Raw genomic sequence first — 13,724 nt, 5'->3', positions numbered from 1 at the left:
AATAATGATACATAAGCCATATTTATTCTAGCTTATAAATTCTCACAAATATCAACTGCTTGTCTTATGTTATTAGCTATTAACTTTATGAAAAGCATCAACAGCAGCTTGTGCTATTAATCTATCTTCTTCTACTGATCCTCCACTTACACCTACAGCTCCTACAACTTGTCCATCTACTACAATTGGTAGACCTCCACCAAAAGGAACTATCCTAGCATTGTTTGTAAGTTGAAGTCCATATAAAGATTCTCCTGGTTGAACAACTTCACTTATCTCATGAGTTCCTTGTTTTAAACAAGCAGATGTAAATGCTTTGTTTATTGAGATTTCTATACTTGTTATAAAAGCATCTTCCATTCTATGCATTAACATAAGGTTTGCACCTTTATCAACTGCTGAAAATACTACAGGTACATTTATTTCTAAAGCTTTTTTTTCTGCTGCTTTAGCCATTTCTTTAACTATTTCTAAGCTTAATTCTTTATATTCATTTAATTTTTTCAAGTAATATCACCTCTTTATATTTTCTTAAGTTCAATTCCTTTAACTAATCTTGCTCCGTTAGCTCCTAGGTTTCTAAATGATCTTAATTCTTGATTAAAATCTATACAAAATAATGGTCTATCTTTTTTTAATTTATTAGTTGTTAAGATTATCTTTTCTTTATTTATACCAATTCCTACAGACAACCTAGATTTTAAAGATGCTTCATGACTTAAAGTTTCACAGTTATTAAATTTCATTTGTTTTACTATATACGGAATTCCTTCTTCTTCTATTCCCCACAAAACTTCCTTAAATTCATCTATATCTGTATCAGCTGAGTGATATACATATATACTAGGTGTATCTAAATCATAACTCTTTATAATCATAGCTTGCTCCTTATTTAGATGCTAATATAAGTCCTGTTGCTACTGCATTTCTTGGACCTTCTATTCCTCTTATATTTCCTCTACCTGCTACAACTCCATAGTGAGATAGTGCATCAGTTATAAGTTGTGGTACTTCAAAGTCTAGGGATGAGCCTCCAACTAATACTACAAATTCAATATCTCTAATATTGCCTGTAGGAGACACTATACTAAGTGATCTTAGACAGTTAGTAACAAACACTTTTTCTTTAGCTAATCTTCTTATATTTTTTATTTTTTCAACTGAATTTTGACCATCTATAGGAATCAGTTCATTATCTTTTATAATTACAACTTTTGCAAAAACTGATGGGTCTAGTGGTTTTTCAAAAAATTCTACACTTCCATCTTCATGTCTTATATTAAATAGCGATTCTACCTTTGCTAAAGAATACTTCTTTATATCTTCAGCTGTTGAAAAATCTTCAAGGCCAAGTTCTGATTTTATAAGCATAGTTACCATATTTCCTGCACCTGCTAAATGTATTGATTTAACTTCACCTTTATTATTCATTATAGAAGCATCTGTTGAACCTGCTCCCATATCAAGTATTGCAAGAGGTACGCTAGTACCTGGAGTTGTTAATGCTCCTTTTATAGCAACGTCAGCTTCTACTCCACCAACTTCTACTTTTATCTTTAGCTTTTCTTCAAGTTCATCTGCTATCATTTGCATTTGGAGTTTATCTGCTTTAACCATAACTGCTATTCCTACAGCATTTTCCATTGAAAACTCTTTTGCAAGTCCACCTTTTACGTTTTGTGGAGTAAATGTATCTACCGCTAATAAATCTTGAATCTTTATATCTGATATGTTTTGATTAGTAAGCTCACTCATTACTTGCCTTACTCTTTCAATCATTCCACCTGCATTAGTTCCAGCTTCACCTTTTATATCACAAACTGGTAAACTTAAATTAACTCCATCCATTATCTTCTTAGCACCTTGGTCAACATCAACTATTTCTTTTCTTCTTTCCCCTTCGATAATTATCTTACCAGCAGGAATTTTTTTCTCCTTAACATCCCCTTTAGGAGTCTTTATAACTACTGCAGATCTATTTCCTATAAGTGCTCTAGATATAGGAACAATCATCTTAGTTTCTTCAGAAGTTAAATTAAACACAGTTGCTATTCCATAAGGATTTGACAACTTATCTATAACCTTTCCTTGCATAGCAACTTCAACTGCACATAGCATGCCTATAGGTACTTTTTCAAGTAGAGTTACTTCATCTACTATTGGTATTTTTTTATCTAACCTATTATTTATTAATACTGCATCATCTCTTTGAACAATGGCACCAGTTATATTTATTCCTCTTTCAACTGCAAAATTTATTCTATATGATGCTTCTAAAAAATTTATATCTTCTAACACAAGAGGAATATAACTTTCTTTTAAATCTATATCTTCTAAATTTTCTAAATCTCTTATATCTATGGTTTTACCTATACCTAAACCTTCTCCACCAGGTGTAGCTGGGTTATGCCCTATCATAGTTGATTCAGTTATTATAGTTTCAGTTATAGTTTCCATAGCTACATCTCCTATAACTGGAGCTGCTTCATTTATTTTTACTAAATCTAAATCTTCCATTTTTAGCTTTGCATTATTAAGAGCAATATTTAAAGATGAAATTACACCATTTATATTCTCTTTTGTTCCTTTTATTCCACTAGTTGGGACAATACTACTAGAAATAAAATCTACTTTATCATCATAAACTTTTGCAAGTGCTACTTCGGTAGTAGCATTTCCAATATCTACACCTGCTATTATTTTCATTTTGCTTACATCCTTTTATTTATTATTCTATTCTTAGTTTTTTTCTAACTTCATAAACCTCTGCCGCTTCTCTTATAAAGTCTGCATTTACTTTAGCGTCATAAATGTTTTCAAGTTCATCAGCTATTTCAAGTAATTCTTCTTTTGTAGATCTAAAAGGTCTTAATGCATTATATATTTCTAATATTCTTTCATCAGGAACACTTATAAGTTCACCTGCTCTTCTAAAATTTCTTGCTATTGCATTTCTATTCATTCCTTCAGCTATTTGAGCTTGCATTTCTAAAGTTTCTTTAGATATTCTTATATCTTCAGGCTTTATATCTTGTGACATAACACTTTCTAATGTTATATCTTCTAGTTTTTTACCTGTTGGAGTCTTTATAAGATTTGGTATCTTAGTTGCTAAAGGATAATCCTTAGGTGTTATTCTATTTTTTTGCATGAAATTTCTCCTTTCTATAATTAGAATTTAACTTTTATATCATTTGGTTTTTTATTTTCTATAATATGTTTCGTTTCCTTTATATGAAGTAATGCAGCTATTGCCATAAACTTTGGTCTAGCCATTTGATCATTTTTAGTTGGTACTGGATTTGGTGACTCTCCCTTTGCATATTTTGCTGCATTTTTTCCTATTGCTCTAAAAGTATCTAAATCTAAAAGAGGTGCTTGTGGAAAAAGTTCTACATTGTTTAGTGGAAGTAAATCCTTTTGATGTATAACTGTTGTTCCCTTAGATTGAATACCTATACCAATTCCTGAACCACTTAATTTCGCAGCATCATTTGCCATAAATGAGACATCAGAAGTTCTTAGTATTCTAACAACACGAGCATGTAATCCCTCTTCTTCTATACCTGCTATAAGTTCTCTTAATACTTCATCATGTTTTATATTAACTATAGTTTTAGTTTGATATTTTAAAAATGCAGGTCCTATCCCTATAACTACTTCATCTGATCTTGTTCCAACACTAGCTTCTCCCATTTCTTCTATTTGAAGAGTTGGCATTATAAACTTATCCATCTATATCAACTCCTTAATCTATATCTTCTGGTTTTATTACATTAGGTATATTCTTTATTTCATTCCATCTTTCTTCACTTAATCTATATCCTGTTCCAGGACCTTTATAGTCATTAATGTCATTAACGGCACTTATAACATCAAAGTTTTCATCTAATATAGCTGATGTTTGTAAATAATCTCCTGTAACTCTTTGCTTAAGCATGTTTAATACATTATTTGCAACATCATCAAATCCATGTTTACTTAACGCTTTAACTATATCAAGTCCAGTTATTTTATTTTTTAACATTTCTTCTGCTGCTTTTAAATCTTCAACTATGTTTCTTTCTGGCATATCTTTACTTCCATGTGCATAAGTTGCAGCTTCTACCTCTTCATCAGTTACATCAGGGAATCCTAATTCCTTAAATACTGCTTGTATAGCTTTTGCTGCTTTATTTCTAATAGCTATTATTTCCTCTTCACTTACTGGTCTAAGTCCACCATCTACCATTAAATCTCTTTGAAGTATATTATAGTCATCAAAATCTTCTGCATCGAAGTTTGATCCAGCGAACATATTATCATAGTTTGGAACTGCACTATATCCTGAGAATATAAAGTCCGTTCCTGGAAGCATTTGCATTAAAGTTCTCGCAGTTCTTCTTATATCAGAATGTGAGAATGTTTGATCATTTGCAGATGCTACTTCTATATCTAACATAGATGCAATTAGATTTTCTGCAAGTACAGCTCTTATTCCTGATGGAACAGCTCCTGTCATACCTATACAACTAACAGCTCCATTTTGAAGTCCTTGAACTCCAGCACCTTTAGTTATATATATACATCTTGCTTCTAAATAAAGCATTGATTTACCTTCTGCATATCCCATTAATGCTTCTGATCCAGTACCTGATGTATATCTCATTTTTAATCCTCTTGAAGCATAAGCAGATGCTAAAAATGCTTTTGACCAAGGTGTATCATCTCCATCTGTAAATACTGACTCTGTTCCATATACTGAAACTGTTTCAGCATAACTTGTAAGACCTCTCATTCCTAAGTCAAGTTCTGTAGCTTCTTCAACAGAACATTGAGTTAATATCCCTCCACGGCCAACTTGAGAACCTACAAGTATAGCTAATGCATTAAAAGGTGCATATCTAACTATTGCAACAGTAGTTTCTTGTTCTGAAAATCCTCTTTTTGCTGCTTCTGCTGCATCTGCTGCTATTTGAACTGGATTGTCTTTTAGGTTAGTTACATGGCATTGATTTGACGGAGTTTTTCTTGCTCTAGTCTTTTGAAGTGCCATCATCATCTCAACAACATTCATATGAGATACAACTTCAACAATCTTAGCAGGTGTTATAGCTGTACTTATATCAACTATTTCCTCTCTTGAAACATTTATATCTACTAATTTTTTAGCTATTTCAACTGAATCTAAATTCATGTATTCTTCTGCTTTTTCTAAATTTATAGCGTAGTCTGCTATAAATCTATCTATCATATCAAAATCTTCTCTTTTTTTACTATCTAACTCAACTACCTTACCATTTTCTATCTTTATAGAAGGCTTTGGATCATTTGGGCTACCCATTGCTATTAATCCTTCATCTGCCCACTCTCCAATAAGACCATCTTGATTTACTGGGCGCTTAGCTAAAACTTCAAATCTTTTTGACTTCATATTCTCATCTCCCTTAGTTAAATCGTTTTCTCGGTTTCACTTGTTATAATTTTAACTTATTTTTATATTTATTCCATTACAATATTTTGCCTTTATATGTGATTTTTTTATCAATTTATACGTATTTAAATAAGATTATTTTGTCTTTTATGTATTTTTAAATAAAAAAATAGTCCTATATTTAAATAGAACTATTTTTAATATGTAAATCTCTATATTTTTTTGGGGTAATGTTTTCTGACTTTTTAAATACTCTTATAAAATAACCACAATCTTCAAATCCAAGATTTATTGCTATGTTATTAATTGGCTCATCTGTACTTACTAGTAATTCTTTTGCTTTAGATATTTTTTTAGAATTTAAGTAGTTTATAAAATTTAATCCAGTTTCTTTTTTAAATAACTTACTAAAGTAACATTGGCTTAAATTGCAAACAAGTGATATCTTATCCAAAGTTATATTTTCATTTATATTATTATCAATATATTCAATAGCTTGTATTATAGGTGACTTAATTTCATTTTCTTCGTTAATCTTTAAATTAACATTTTCATCTATGTTTTCTTCTTCTATTTCTATATTCACTTCTTCTAATTGGTTTTTCTTATTTTCTTCTTTTAATTTATGACTAGCTTCATTTAATGACATTTTAAGAATTGCTTCTTCCACTATATAGTTACTAATATGAAACATCATTTGTGCTATGGCTTTTATCTTCGTAATACTAACAACAGGTAAGTTTTTATATTCTTTTTCTAGCTCTTTTTTTAAATCTTCACCTAAATTATCAAAGTCTTTATTTACCCGTACAATTTCTTCTAATTCGATATTTTCATTATCTTCAAGTAGAACTTGACCAGCCATAACAGCACCTAAGTATTGATCTTTAACTATTATTGGTGCAGCAAAGTCTACTAAACCTTTATGGCATATATATATATATGAATTTTTCATTCTTACAGATTCTAGTCCACCTCTTGAATCACATTTTTCACAAATGGCTGAATATCTATCTATTTTTCTAATCATAGAACAAAATTTAGTACAATTACTATGATTTGTTATTGCCTTTCCCTCGTAATTAACCATTATTATAGCTATTCCTGTAGCTTGTGCTATATCATCTTGTATTTTTTGGAATGATTCTATGTTTATTATTTTTTCTAATGATAATGTATTGTTCAATGTGACACATCCTTTTTACATTTTATAGACTCTTTTTATGTCTTTATTATATTGTTATGTGCAAACTTTTTCAATACCTTAATACTAAGCATACTAAATAAGGAGGAACAATTCGTTCCTCCTTTAATGTTTCATCTATAAACTAAATAGTTCATTAATATCCTCTTCACGTAAACTAGATAATAATGAAGAGTTATTCATATCACCACTTATAATATTTTCAATTAAATCTTTTTTATCATCTTGAAGCTTTATAATCTTTTCCTCAATAGTTCCTTTAGCTATAAGCTTTATGACTTCTACAACATTTTTTTGACCAAATCTATGTGCTCTATCAGTTGCTTGGTCTTCAATAGCTGGATTCCACCAAGGGTCAAAATGTATAACAATATCTGCACTTGTTAAGTTAAGACCTGTTCCTCCTGCTTTTAGGGATATTAAAAATACCTTATTTTTATCACCTTCATTAAATTCATTAACAAGGTTTATTCTCTTGTTTGCACTAGTTGAACCATCTAAATAAGAATAATTTATATTCTCTTTATCTAATCTATCTCCTAGATTTTTAAGTACTGATGTAAACTGAGAAAATAGTAATATCTTATGTCCTTCATTTATATTTTCTTTTATTAATTCTAAACAAACATCAATTTTAGAACTTCCACCACTATAGTCTTCTATTAGTATAGATGGGTCTAGACAAAGCTGTCTAAGCTTTGTTAAATATGAAAATATAGTTATTTTATCTTGTTTGAACTCTTCATTTTCCCTTTTTTTGTTTATGTCATTTACAAGTGCTGTGTATGCTTTTTTCTGAGGTTTGTTCATTTCAACGAAGAACTTCTTCTCAATTTTTTCTGGCAATTCTTCTAAAACATCTTTTTTAAGTCTTCTTAATATAAATGGATTTATCATTTTCTTAAGTTCATCTATATTTTTATTATCGCCTTTTATAAATTTTTCTTCAAAAGACCTTCTATTGAATAAATATCCTGGCATTAAAAAATCAAATATAGACCAAAGTTCTATTAAATTATTTTCAATAGGTGTTCCAGTTAAAGCAAATTTAACCCCTGCATTTATATTTTTAACACATTCTGTGTTTTTAGCAAATGGATTTTTTATATTTTGAGCTTCATCTATTACTAAATAATCAAAATACATTTTTTCATAATACTCAAAATCATTTCTAAGAGTTGAATATGTAGTAAGTACTACATCTACTTCACTAATTTCCTTAAATAATTTAATTCTTTGATTTTTATCTCCATGCATAATTAGTACTTTCATACTTGGAGCAAAGTTTTCTATTTCATCCTTCCAGTTATGTACTAGGGAAGTTGGAGTTATTATTAGACTTTTTTTATTTTCCTTTGAAAGTAAAAAAGATATTGTCTGTATAGTTTTACCAAGTCCCATTTCATCAGCAAGTATACCACCAAATTCATAATGATTTAAAGTGTTAAGCCACTTATACCCATCTATTTGGTAATCTCTTAATGTTGCATTTAGATTTTTAGGTACTTTAATATCTATACTATCAATAGTATTTATTTTATCTGATATTGATTTTAAATACTCTTTTCCGCTTATAAATTCTAATTCATCATTTTTTAAAAGTTCATTTAAATATATAGCTTTGTTATTATTTATCTTTAACTTACTACTACTTATATCTTTACTTAAATCACCAACTAATGTATCTAATAATTTAAAAAATTCTTGTACTTTATCATCTTTTAAATCTATTATAGTATCATTTTTAAGCTTGAAAAATCTCTTCTTTTCCTTAAAGGCTTTTAATATTTTTTTGTACTCTTTTTCATCGACATTTTCAATATTAAAGTTAATTTCTAAGTACTTTCTATCATTATTTTCATTTATACTTGCATTTATATTTGGATTTATTATATTATATTTAAACTTATCAGAATAATAAACTTCACCAATTTCTTTTAGTTCTCTTATTTTATCGCTTAATAATATATATAAATCAAGTTCACTTCCTACAAATACAAACTTATTATCAGTTTCTTCTTCAAATTTTAAATTATTTAAAACTTCTTTTATATTATTTTCTTTGTTAACATCTCTTATTATATAGTAATCTTTATTTTCTTTTTCATTACCATATATAAATTTTAAATCAAGAATTATTAAATCTTTTTTTCTATCTAAGTAAATCTTAGTATTTAAGTCTTTTCTTATCTTTTTACTTATGTTTTCATCAATTGATACATTTAAACTAGCTTGTTCTAACTTTGGTATTACTTTAGTTATAACTTCTTGTGCTTTTGATTTATCAAATTTTATACTATTATCTTCTTTTAAATGCTTATAAAAGTGCTTATATGAACTATATTGATTTATTGAAGGTAGGTATATATCTCCATTATAGAAAAATACATCTGCCTTTTCATTTAAAGGAATTGGCATATTTTCATCACTACTTATAACTAATTTATCATTTTTATCTTCTATATTAAAAGATATTGGTAAGTCTTTATAAAGTATATTAGGTTCATATATTATGTCATCTATTTTTATCTTAATTCTTTTATTTCCTAAAGTAGTTAAAAATCTTTTTAAAGAATCTCCAATTATATTTAAAATTTTTCCCTCTACTAATTCTATTTGATCTTTATCTTTTTGTAATACTTTAAATTGTTCGTTTATAGTTACCATTTCATCTATATATGAAGCTATTGCCTCATCTTGTGATGAAAAAGTATGTTTTTTAGGCTCATATTTAAAGTCTTTTCCATAAATTATGCTACTTCCAAATTTTCTAGCTTCTGTAAAATCACTTAGGCTTTTTAAAACATACATCTTGTTTTTTCCTATCTTAAATTCAACTTTTGCATATTGTTGATTTGTAGATGTATCTATTAATACCTCTAGATTTATTTTTTCTTCAGTCTCTATACTTTCAAGTATCATATCTTGTGGAGTTTTCTTTTCTATTATATCTATTGTTTCTATACTTTTTATATTTTCATGTAAAGCTTCAAGTGGAAACTCTTCTTTTGATTGTTTTATATCATAAATAGCTTCTAAAAATGTTGCTACTAAGTGTTTACACATATATGGATGACCATTAGGCTTTTTATTTTTAACATAATCATCACATGTGCAAGAGGTATCTTCAAGGGCTAAGTTTTCTAGATTTAAAGCTAATTCATTTTTATAGTCTATATATGCCTTAGATCCTTCTACTATTGAATGTATGCATATATATTTACCTTCTATAAATATATTTAGGTTGTATACATTTCCTATTTCATAGTATTCTTGTCCTCTACTCCATCTAGTTATATTAGTTATTTTTTTTGCATTTGAATTTATTTTATCTAGTATCACGAATTCACCCCTAACTACCTTTTACTATTTTGTATTATATCATACATTGTATTCTTTAATACGATATAAAAGGTCTACCCCAATAAATTAGGCATAGACCTTTTATATATTTTTAAATAATAATCTATATATTATATTAAACTTTAAGTAAACAATATAATTAAACAAAATATTGTTATAATATTACAAATTGCACTTACTATCCCTTCGTGCTTACCAGTTTTAATATTTGCCACACTTATTCTATGTTTACTGTATGGGTAAAGTATTGGTACACCTGTTGGGGTTAACATATCTAAAAGAAGATGACTAATATATCCAACAGTCACTCCCCAAGCAAATATATCTAAACTATTATAAATCATATTAGAAAATATTGTACATAAAACTATTAACACTATTAAAGATGGATATTCTAAATCTAATAACTTTTTTATTTTTTTGTTATGTACAAATTTAGGTCTCATTGAGTTTAGTGCTGTATCTAATGCTATCCATATTAAAAATCCACTAATTATTCCTATTGCTACTCTTGATGTTATGTCTTTAGTATAGAAATTTTTAAGTATATATATGCCACCAAGGGAAAGTATAGCTACTATAAGTGCTGCTACTAAGGTATGTGTAAATCCTCTGTGTTCTGTATGCTTTGCTACAAATTTAGATATTGGCTTTAGTTTTTTACCTACCTCACTACCTTTATGATCTATATCTGGTAGTAATGCTCCAAAAGATGCTCCTGTAACTAACATTACACCTTGTTCTATTGATATATTTTTAAATCCCCCTAGTGCTACCACCGTAAGAGTTGCTAGCGCTACTCCACCACACTTATGTGTTGTTCCATTCATTATATTTCTCCTAGTCTATATACTATCTTTTATTTAGCTTATCCTAAAGCTATTAATTCTAATTTTAATACTTATATAATATACACATTAAAATCTACTTTAGTCAAATAATTATTATATAATAAAAGAGCTTCTTAAAATATTTAAAATTTTAAGAAGCTCTTTTAATTTTATTTAATTATATTAACTAAGCATTAAATTTAATACAGATAATGCTCCTATTATCCAAAGTGTTAAGCTAATCTTTTCAGTTTCCTTAGAAACAACATGCATTATAATGTATGAAATAAATCCAAAACATAATCCTATACTAATACTATAAGTAAGTGGCATTAATAAAACTGTTACAAATGCACTAACAGCAATCTTACTATCATTAAAGTCAACTTGTCTAATACTTGAAAACATAAATACTCCTACCATTACAAGTGCTGGAGATGCAGCATAAGATGGTACTACACCTAAAAGTGGTGTAAATAGTAATGTTATTAAAAATAGTGAAGCTGTAACTACTGATGCAAGACCTGTTCTAGCACCAGCTGCTATTCCTGCTGCTGATTCTCCAAAAGTAGTAACAGTACTTGTTCCAAGCATAGAACCTATTAAAGTAGACGTAACATCTGCATATAACATTCTTGATAAACCTTTTATGTTACCATCCTTATCTTCAAGTCCCATTTGCTTACAACAACTTATTAAAAATGCTAAAGAATCAAACATATCTATAAACATAAATGAAAATATTGGTCCTATTAATGAAAACTTAAGTGCCCCTAATATATCAAGCTTAAAAGCAACTGGATCTATACTTGGAGGAGCTGAAATTATAGATGTAGGAAGTTCTACATATCCTAATACTATAGATAAAACAGTTGTTACAATAATACTTATTAAAATTCCACCTTTAACTTTTTTAACTTCAAATATTCCCATTAAAACAAGTCCAAATAAAGCTATTAAAACTGTTGGTGTAAAATCAGCTAAAGCAACTAATGTATCAGGATTACCAACTATTACTCCCATACCTTTAAGTCCTACAAATGATAAAAACAATCCAATACCTGCAGCTGATGCTATGCTAAGTTCTTTTGGTATTGCATCTGCAATATATTTTCTAACTCCAGTTATTGCTAAAATTAAAAATATCGTTCCAGATATAAATACAACTCCTAGAGCTTGTGTCCAGTGAACCCCTTCTCCAATAACAAGTGAATATGTGAAAAATGCATTAAGCCCCATACCTGGTGCAAGTGCAAAAGGTGCATTACCTAAAAATGCAAATATTAATGTTCCAATAGCAGTAGCAAGTATTGTTACAGTTATAAGTGCTGATTTATCCATCCCTGCATCAGATAGTATTGCAGGGTTTACAAATACTATGTAGGCCATAGTTAAAAATGTTGTAACTCCACCTATTACTTCAGTTTTTGCATTTGATCCACGTTCAGTGTATTTAAATATTTTATCCAAAAAAGATAAAGATGCCTTACTTTGTTGTTTTTGTGCTATCATACTTTCCTCCTAGATTTTAATTTAAAAAAAGATATATATTCTAATTGAATAGAACATATATCTTACAAATCTAGTCTATAAGTATGTGTAGCTATTCATAGCAAACTCATTTACGGCGAGTTCGTAGAAACATATGGACCATATCACCATATTATACGAATAATATATCTATATTTTGAATTAATTATACATCATCACTGAATTTTTATCAATATTTTTATTTAAAGGTTTGTATTTTTAATAAAATTTTAGTTATATTTTCATATTTTAATATATAATTTTATATTATTTTTCAAAAATTAAATTAAAATCCGAACTATTTTATGTAATTATAAATTATATTCATAAAATCTAAGTCGTACTTATCTACACATTCATTAAAATCATCATTTATATAATTTTTTTCATCTACATTTTCTTTTATATATTTTTCTGTGTCAATTTTATCAATTACATCTTTTTTAACTATCTCTGACTTTATTATTTTACCTCTGTAGATAATATATATTTTATAAGTGTCCTCACTAACTTCATTTAATGCAATTTTTATATTTTTGTCTATACTACTATTTATTACTTTTTGCTTATTAATTAAGCTTTTTATCTTGTCCATATCGTCTTTTATCTTAGATGCTTTTTCAAAGTTAAGACTCTCTATTTCTTTATTCAGATTATCTTTTAGTATGCTAAGTATATTATCGCTCTCACCTTTTAAATCACTTATTACTAATTTTATTATTTTATCATATTCATCTTTAGATATTTTTTCTCTACAAGGTCCTATACATTTATTTAAGTCATAGTTTATACACTTATTCATTTTTTTGCATCTTCTTAGTTTATAGTTTTCGTTTAGTATTTCTTTTATTTTCTCTAGGTTACTTAACTTTGTATATGGACCAAAGTATATGCTATTATCATCTATTTCTTTAGCTACTTCAAGGTATGGGTAGTCTTTATTTGTATCTATTTTTATATATGAGTAATTTTCATGGTTTTTCATTAGAGTATTGTACATTGGCTTTATTTTCTTTATATACTCACATTCTAGTAATAGTGCATCTAGTTCTGTATCTGTCTTTATTATTTCTATATCATGTATTCCCTTTACCATTCTTTGTATCTTTCTTGAGTGATTTTTAGAATTTGCAAAGTAGCTTTTTATTCTATCTTGAAGCTTTTTTGATTTTCCTACATATATTATATTGTTATTTTTATCTTTCATAAGATATATACCTGGTGTTTTTGGAAAGCTATTTATTTTTTCTTTTAAATTCATAATATCCTCCAATAGCTTATTTTTTATGATTATACAATAAAAATATAGATAGTTTAATGATTTATTGATTTAAATATCTTATTTTGTTAGACTATTATATATTATTGTTTAAAGGAAGGATAT

At 27.8% G+C, this 13,724-nt stretch carries 11 protein-coding genes and 1 riboswitch; all 11 genes read right to left on the bottom strand.

Annotation, left to right across the window (positions count from 1 at the left end; genetic code table 11):
* Window positions 1-72: 72 nt before the first annotated feature.
* The gene (locus tag I4U66_RS02855; RefSeq protein WP_195928436.1) at window positions 73-507 is read right to left on the bottom strand and encodes a GlcG/HbpS family heme-binding protein; all 435 of its coding nucleotides are present in this window, start codon (window positions 505-507) and stop codon (window positions 73-75) included.
* A gap of 14 nt (window positions 508-521) precedes the next feature.
* A complete protein-coding gene (locus I4U66_RS02850; protein WP_207733512.1) occupies window positions 522-878 on the bottom strand; it encodes a glycerol dehydratase reactivase beta/small subunit family protein in 357 nt (118 codons plus the stop codon).
* A 10-nt stretch (window positions 879-888) separates the two neighbouring features.
* On the bottom strand, window positions 889-2,706 hold the full coding sequence (locus I4U66_RS02845; RefSeq protein WP_092926340.1) for a diol dehydratase reactivase subunit alpha: 1,818 nt from the start codon (window positions 2,704-2,706) through the stop codon (window positions 889-891).
* Window positions 2,707-2,728: 22 nt separating this feature from the next.
* Entirely contained in the window at window positions 2,729-3,151 is a 423-nt protein-coding gene (locus tag I4U66_RS02840) for a diol dehydratase small subunit (protein ID WP_195237064.1), read from the bottom strand.
* A gap of 20 nt (window positions 3,152-3,171) precedes the next feature.
* Window positions 3,172-3,735 (bottom strand): propanediol/glycerol family dehydratase medium subunit, encoded by a 564-nt coding sequence (locus I4U66_RS02835; RefSeq protein WP_195928435.1) that lies wholly within the window; start codon window positions 3,733-3,735, stop codon window positions 3,172-3,174.
* 13 nt (window positions 3,736-3,748) lie between these two features.
* Window positions 3,749-5,413: a propanediol/glycerol family dehydratase large subunit gene (locus tag I4U66_RS02830; protein WP_166505226.1), complete on the bottom strand. Its 1,665-nt coding sequence runs from the start codon at window positions 5,411-5,413 to the stop codon at window positions 3,749-3,751.
* Between the two features lie 181 nt (window positions 5,414-5,594).
* Window positions 5,595-6,599, bottom strand: coding sequence for a PocR ligand-binding domain-containing protein (locus I4U66_RS02825; protein ID WP_166505225.1), 1,005 nt, complete (start codon window positions 6,597-6,599; stop codon window positions 5,595-5,597).
* Between the two features lie 135 nt (window positions 6,600-6,734).
* Window positions 6,735-9,959, bottom strand: coding sequence for a DEAD/DEAH box helicase (locus tag I4U66_RS14810; RefSeq protein ID WP_195928434.1), 3,225 nt, complete (start codon window positions 9,957-9,959; stop codon window positions 6,735-6,737).
* A 143-nt stretch (window positions 9,960-10,102) separates the two neighbouring features.
* Window positions 10,103-10,810: a metal-dependent hydrolase gene (locus I4U66_RS02815; protein ID WP_195928433.1), complete on the bottom strand. Its 708-nt coding sequence runs from the start codon at window positions 10,808-10,810 to the stop codon at window positions 10,103-10,105.
* A 183-nt stretch (window positions 10,811-10,993) separates the two neighbouring features.
* A complete protein-coding gene (locus tag I4U66_RS02810; RefSeq protein ID WP_195928432.1) occupies window positions 10,994-12,322 on the bottom strand; it encodes an NCS2 family permease in 1,329 nt (442 codons plus the stop codon).
* Between the two features lie 78 nt (window positions 12,323-12,400).
* Window positions 12,401-12,501: riboswitch (purine riboswitch) on the bottom strand.
* Between the two features lie 137 nt (window positions 12,502-12,638).
* On the bottom strand, window positions 12,639-13,601 hold the full coding sequence (locus tag I4U66_RS02805) for a GIY-YIG nuclease family protein (RefSeq protein ID WP_195928431.1): 963 nt from the start codon (window positions 13,599-13,601) through the stop codon (window positions 12,639-12,641).
* Window positions 13,602-13,724 lie beyond the last annotated feature (123 nt).

The sequence above is a fragment of the Romboutsia sp. D33t1_170424_H2 genome (assembly GCF_015669105.1).
Taxonomy (GTDB): domain Bacteria; phylum Bacillota; class Clostridia; order Peptostreptococcales; family Peptostreptococcaceae; genus Romboutsia_C; species Romboutsia_C hominis.
Note: the sequence above shows the minus strand (reverse complement) of the source record. Positions and strands in the feature narration are given on the sequence as shown.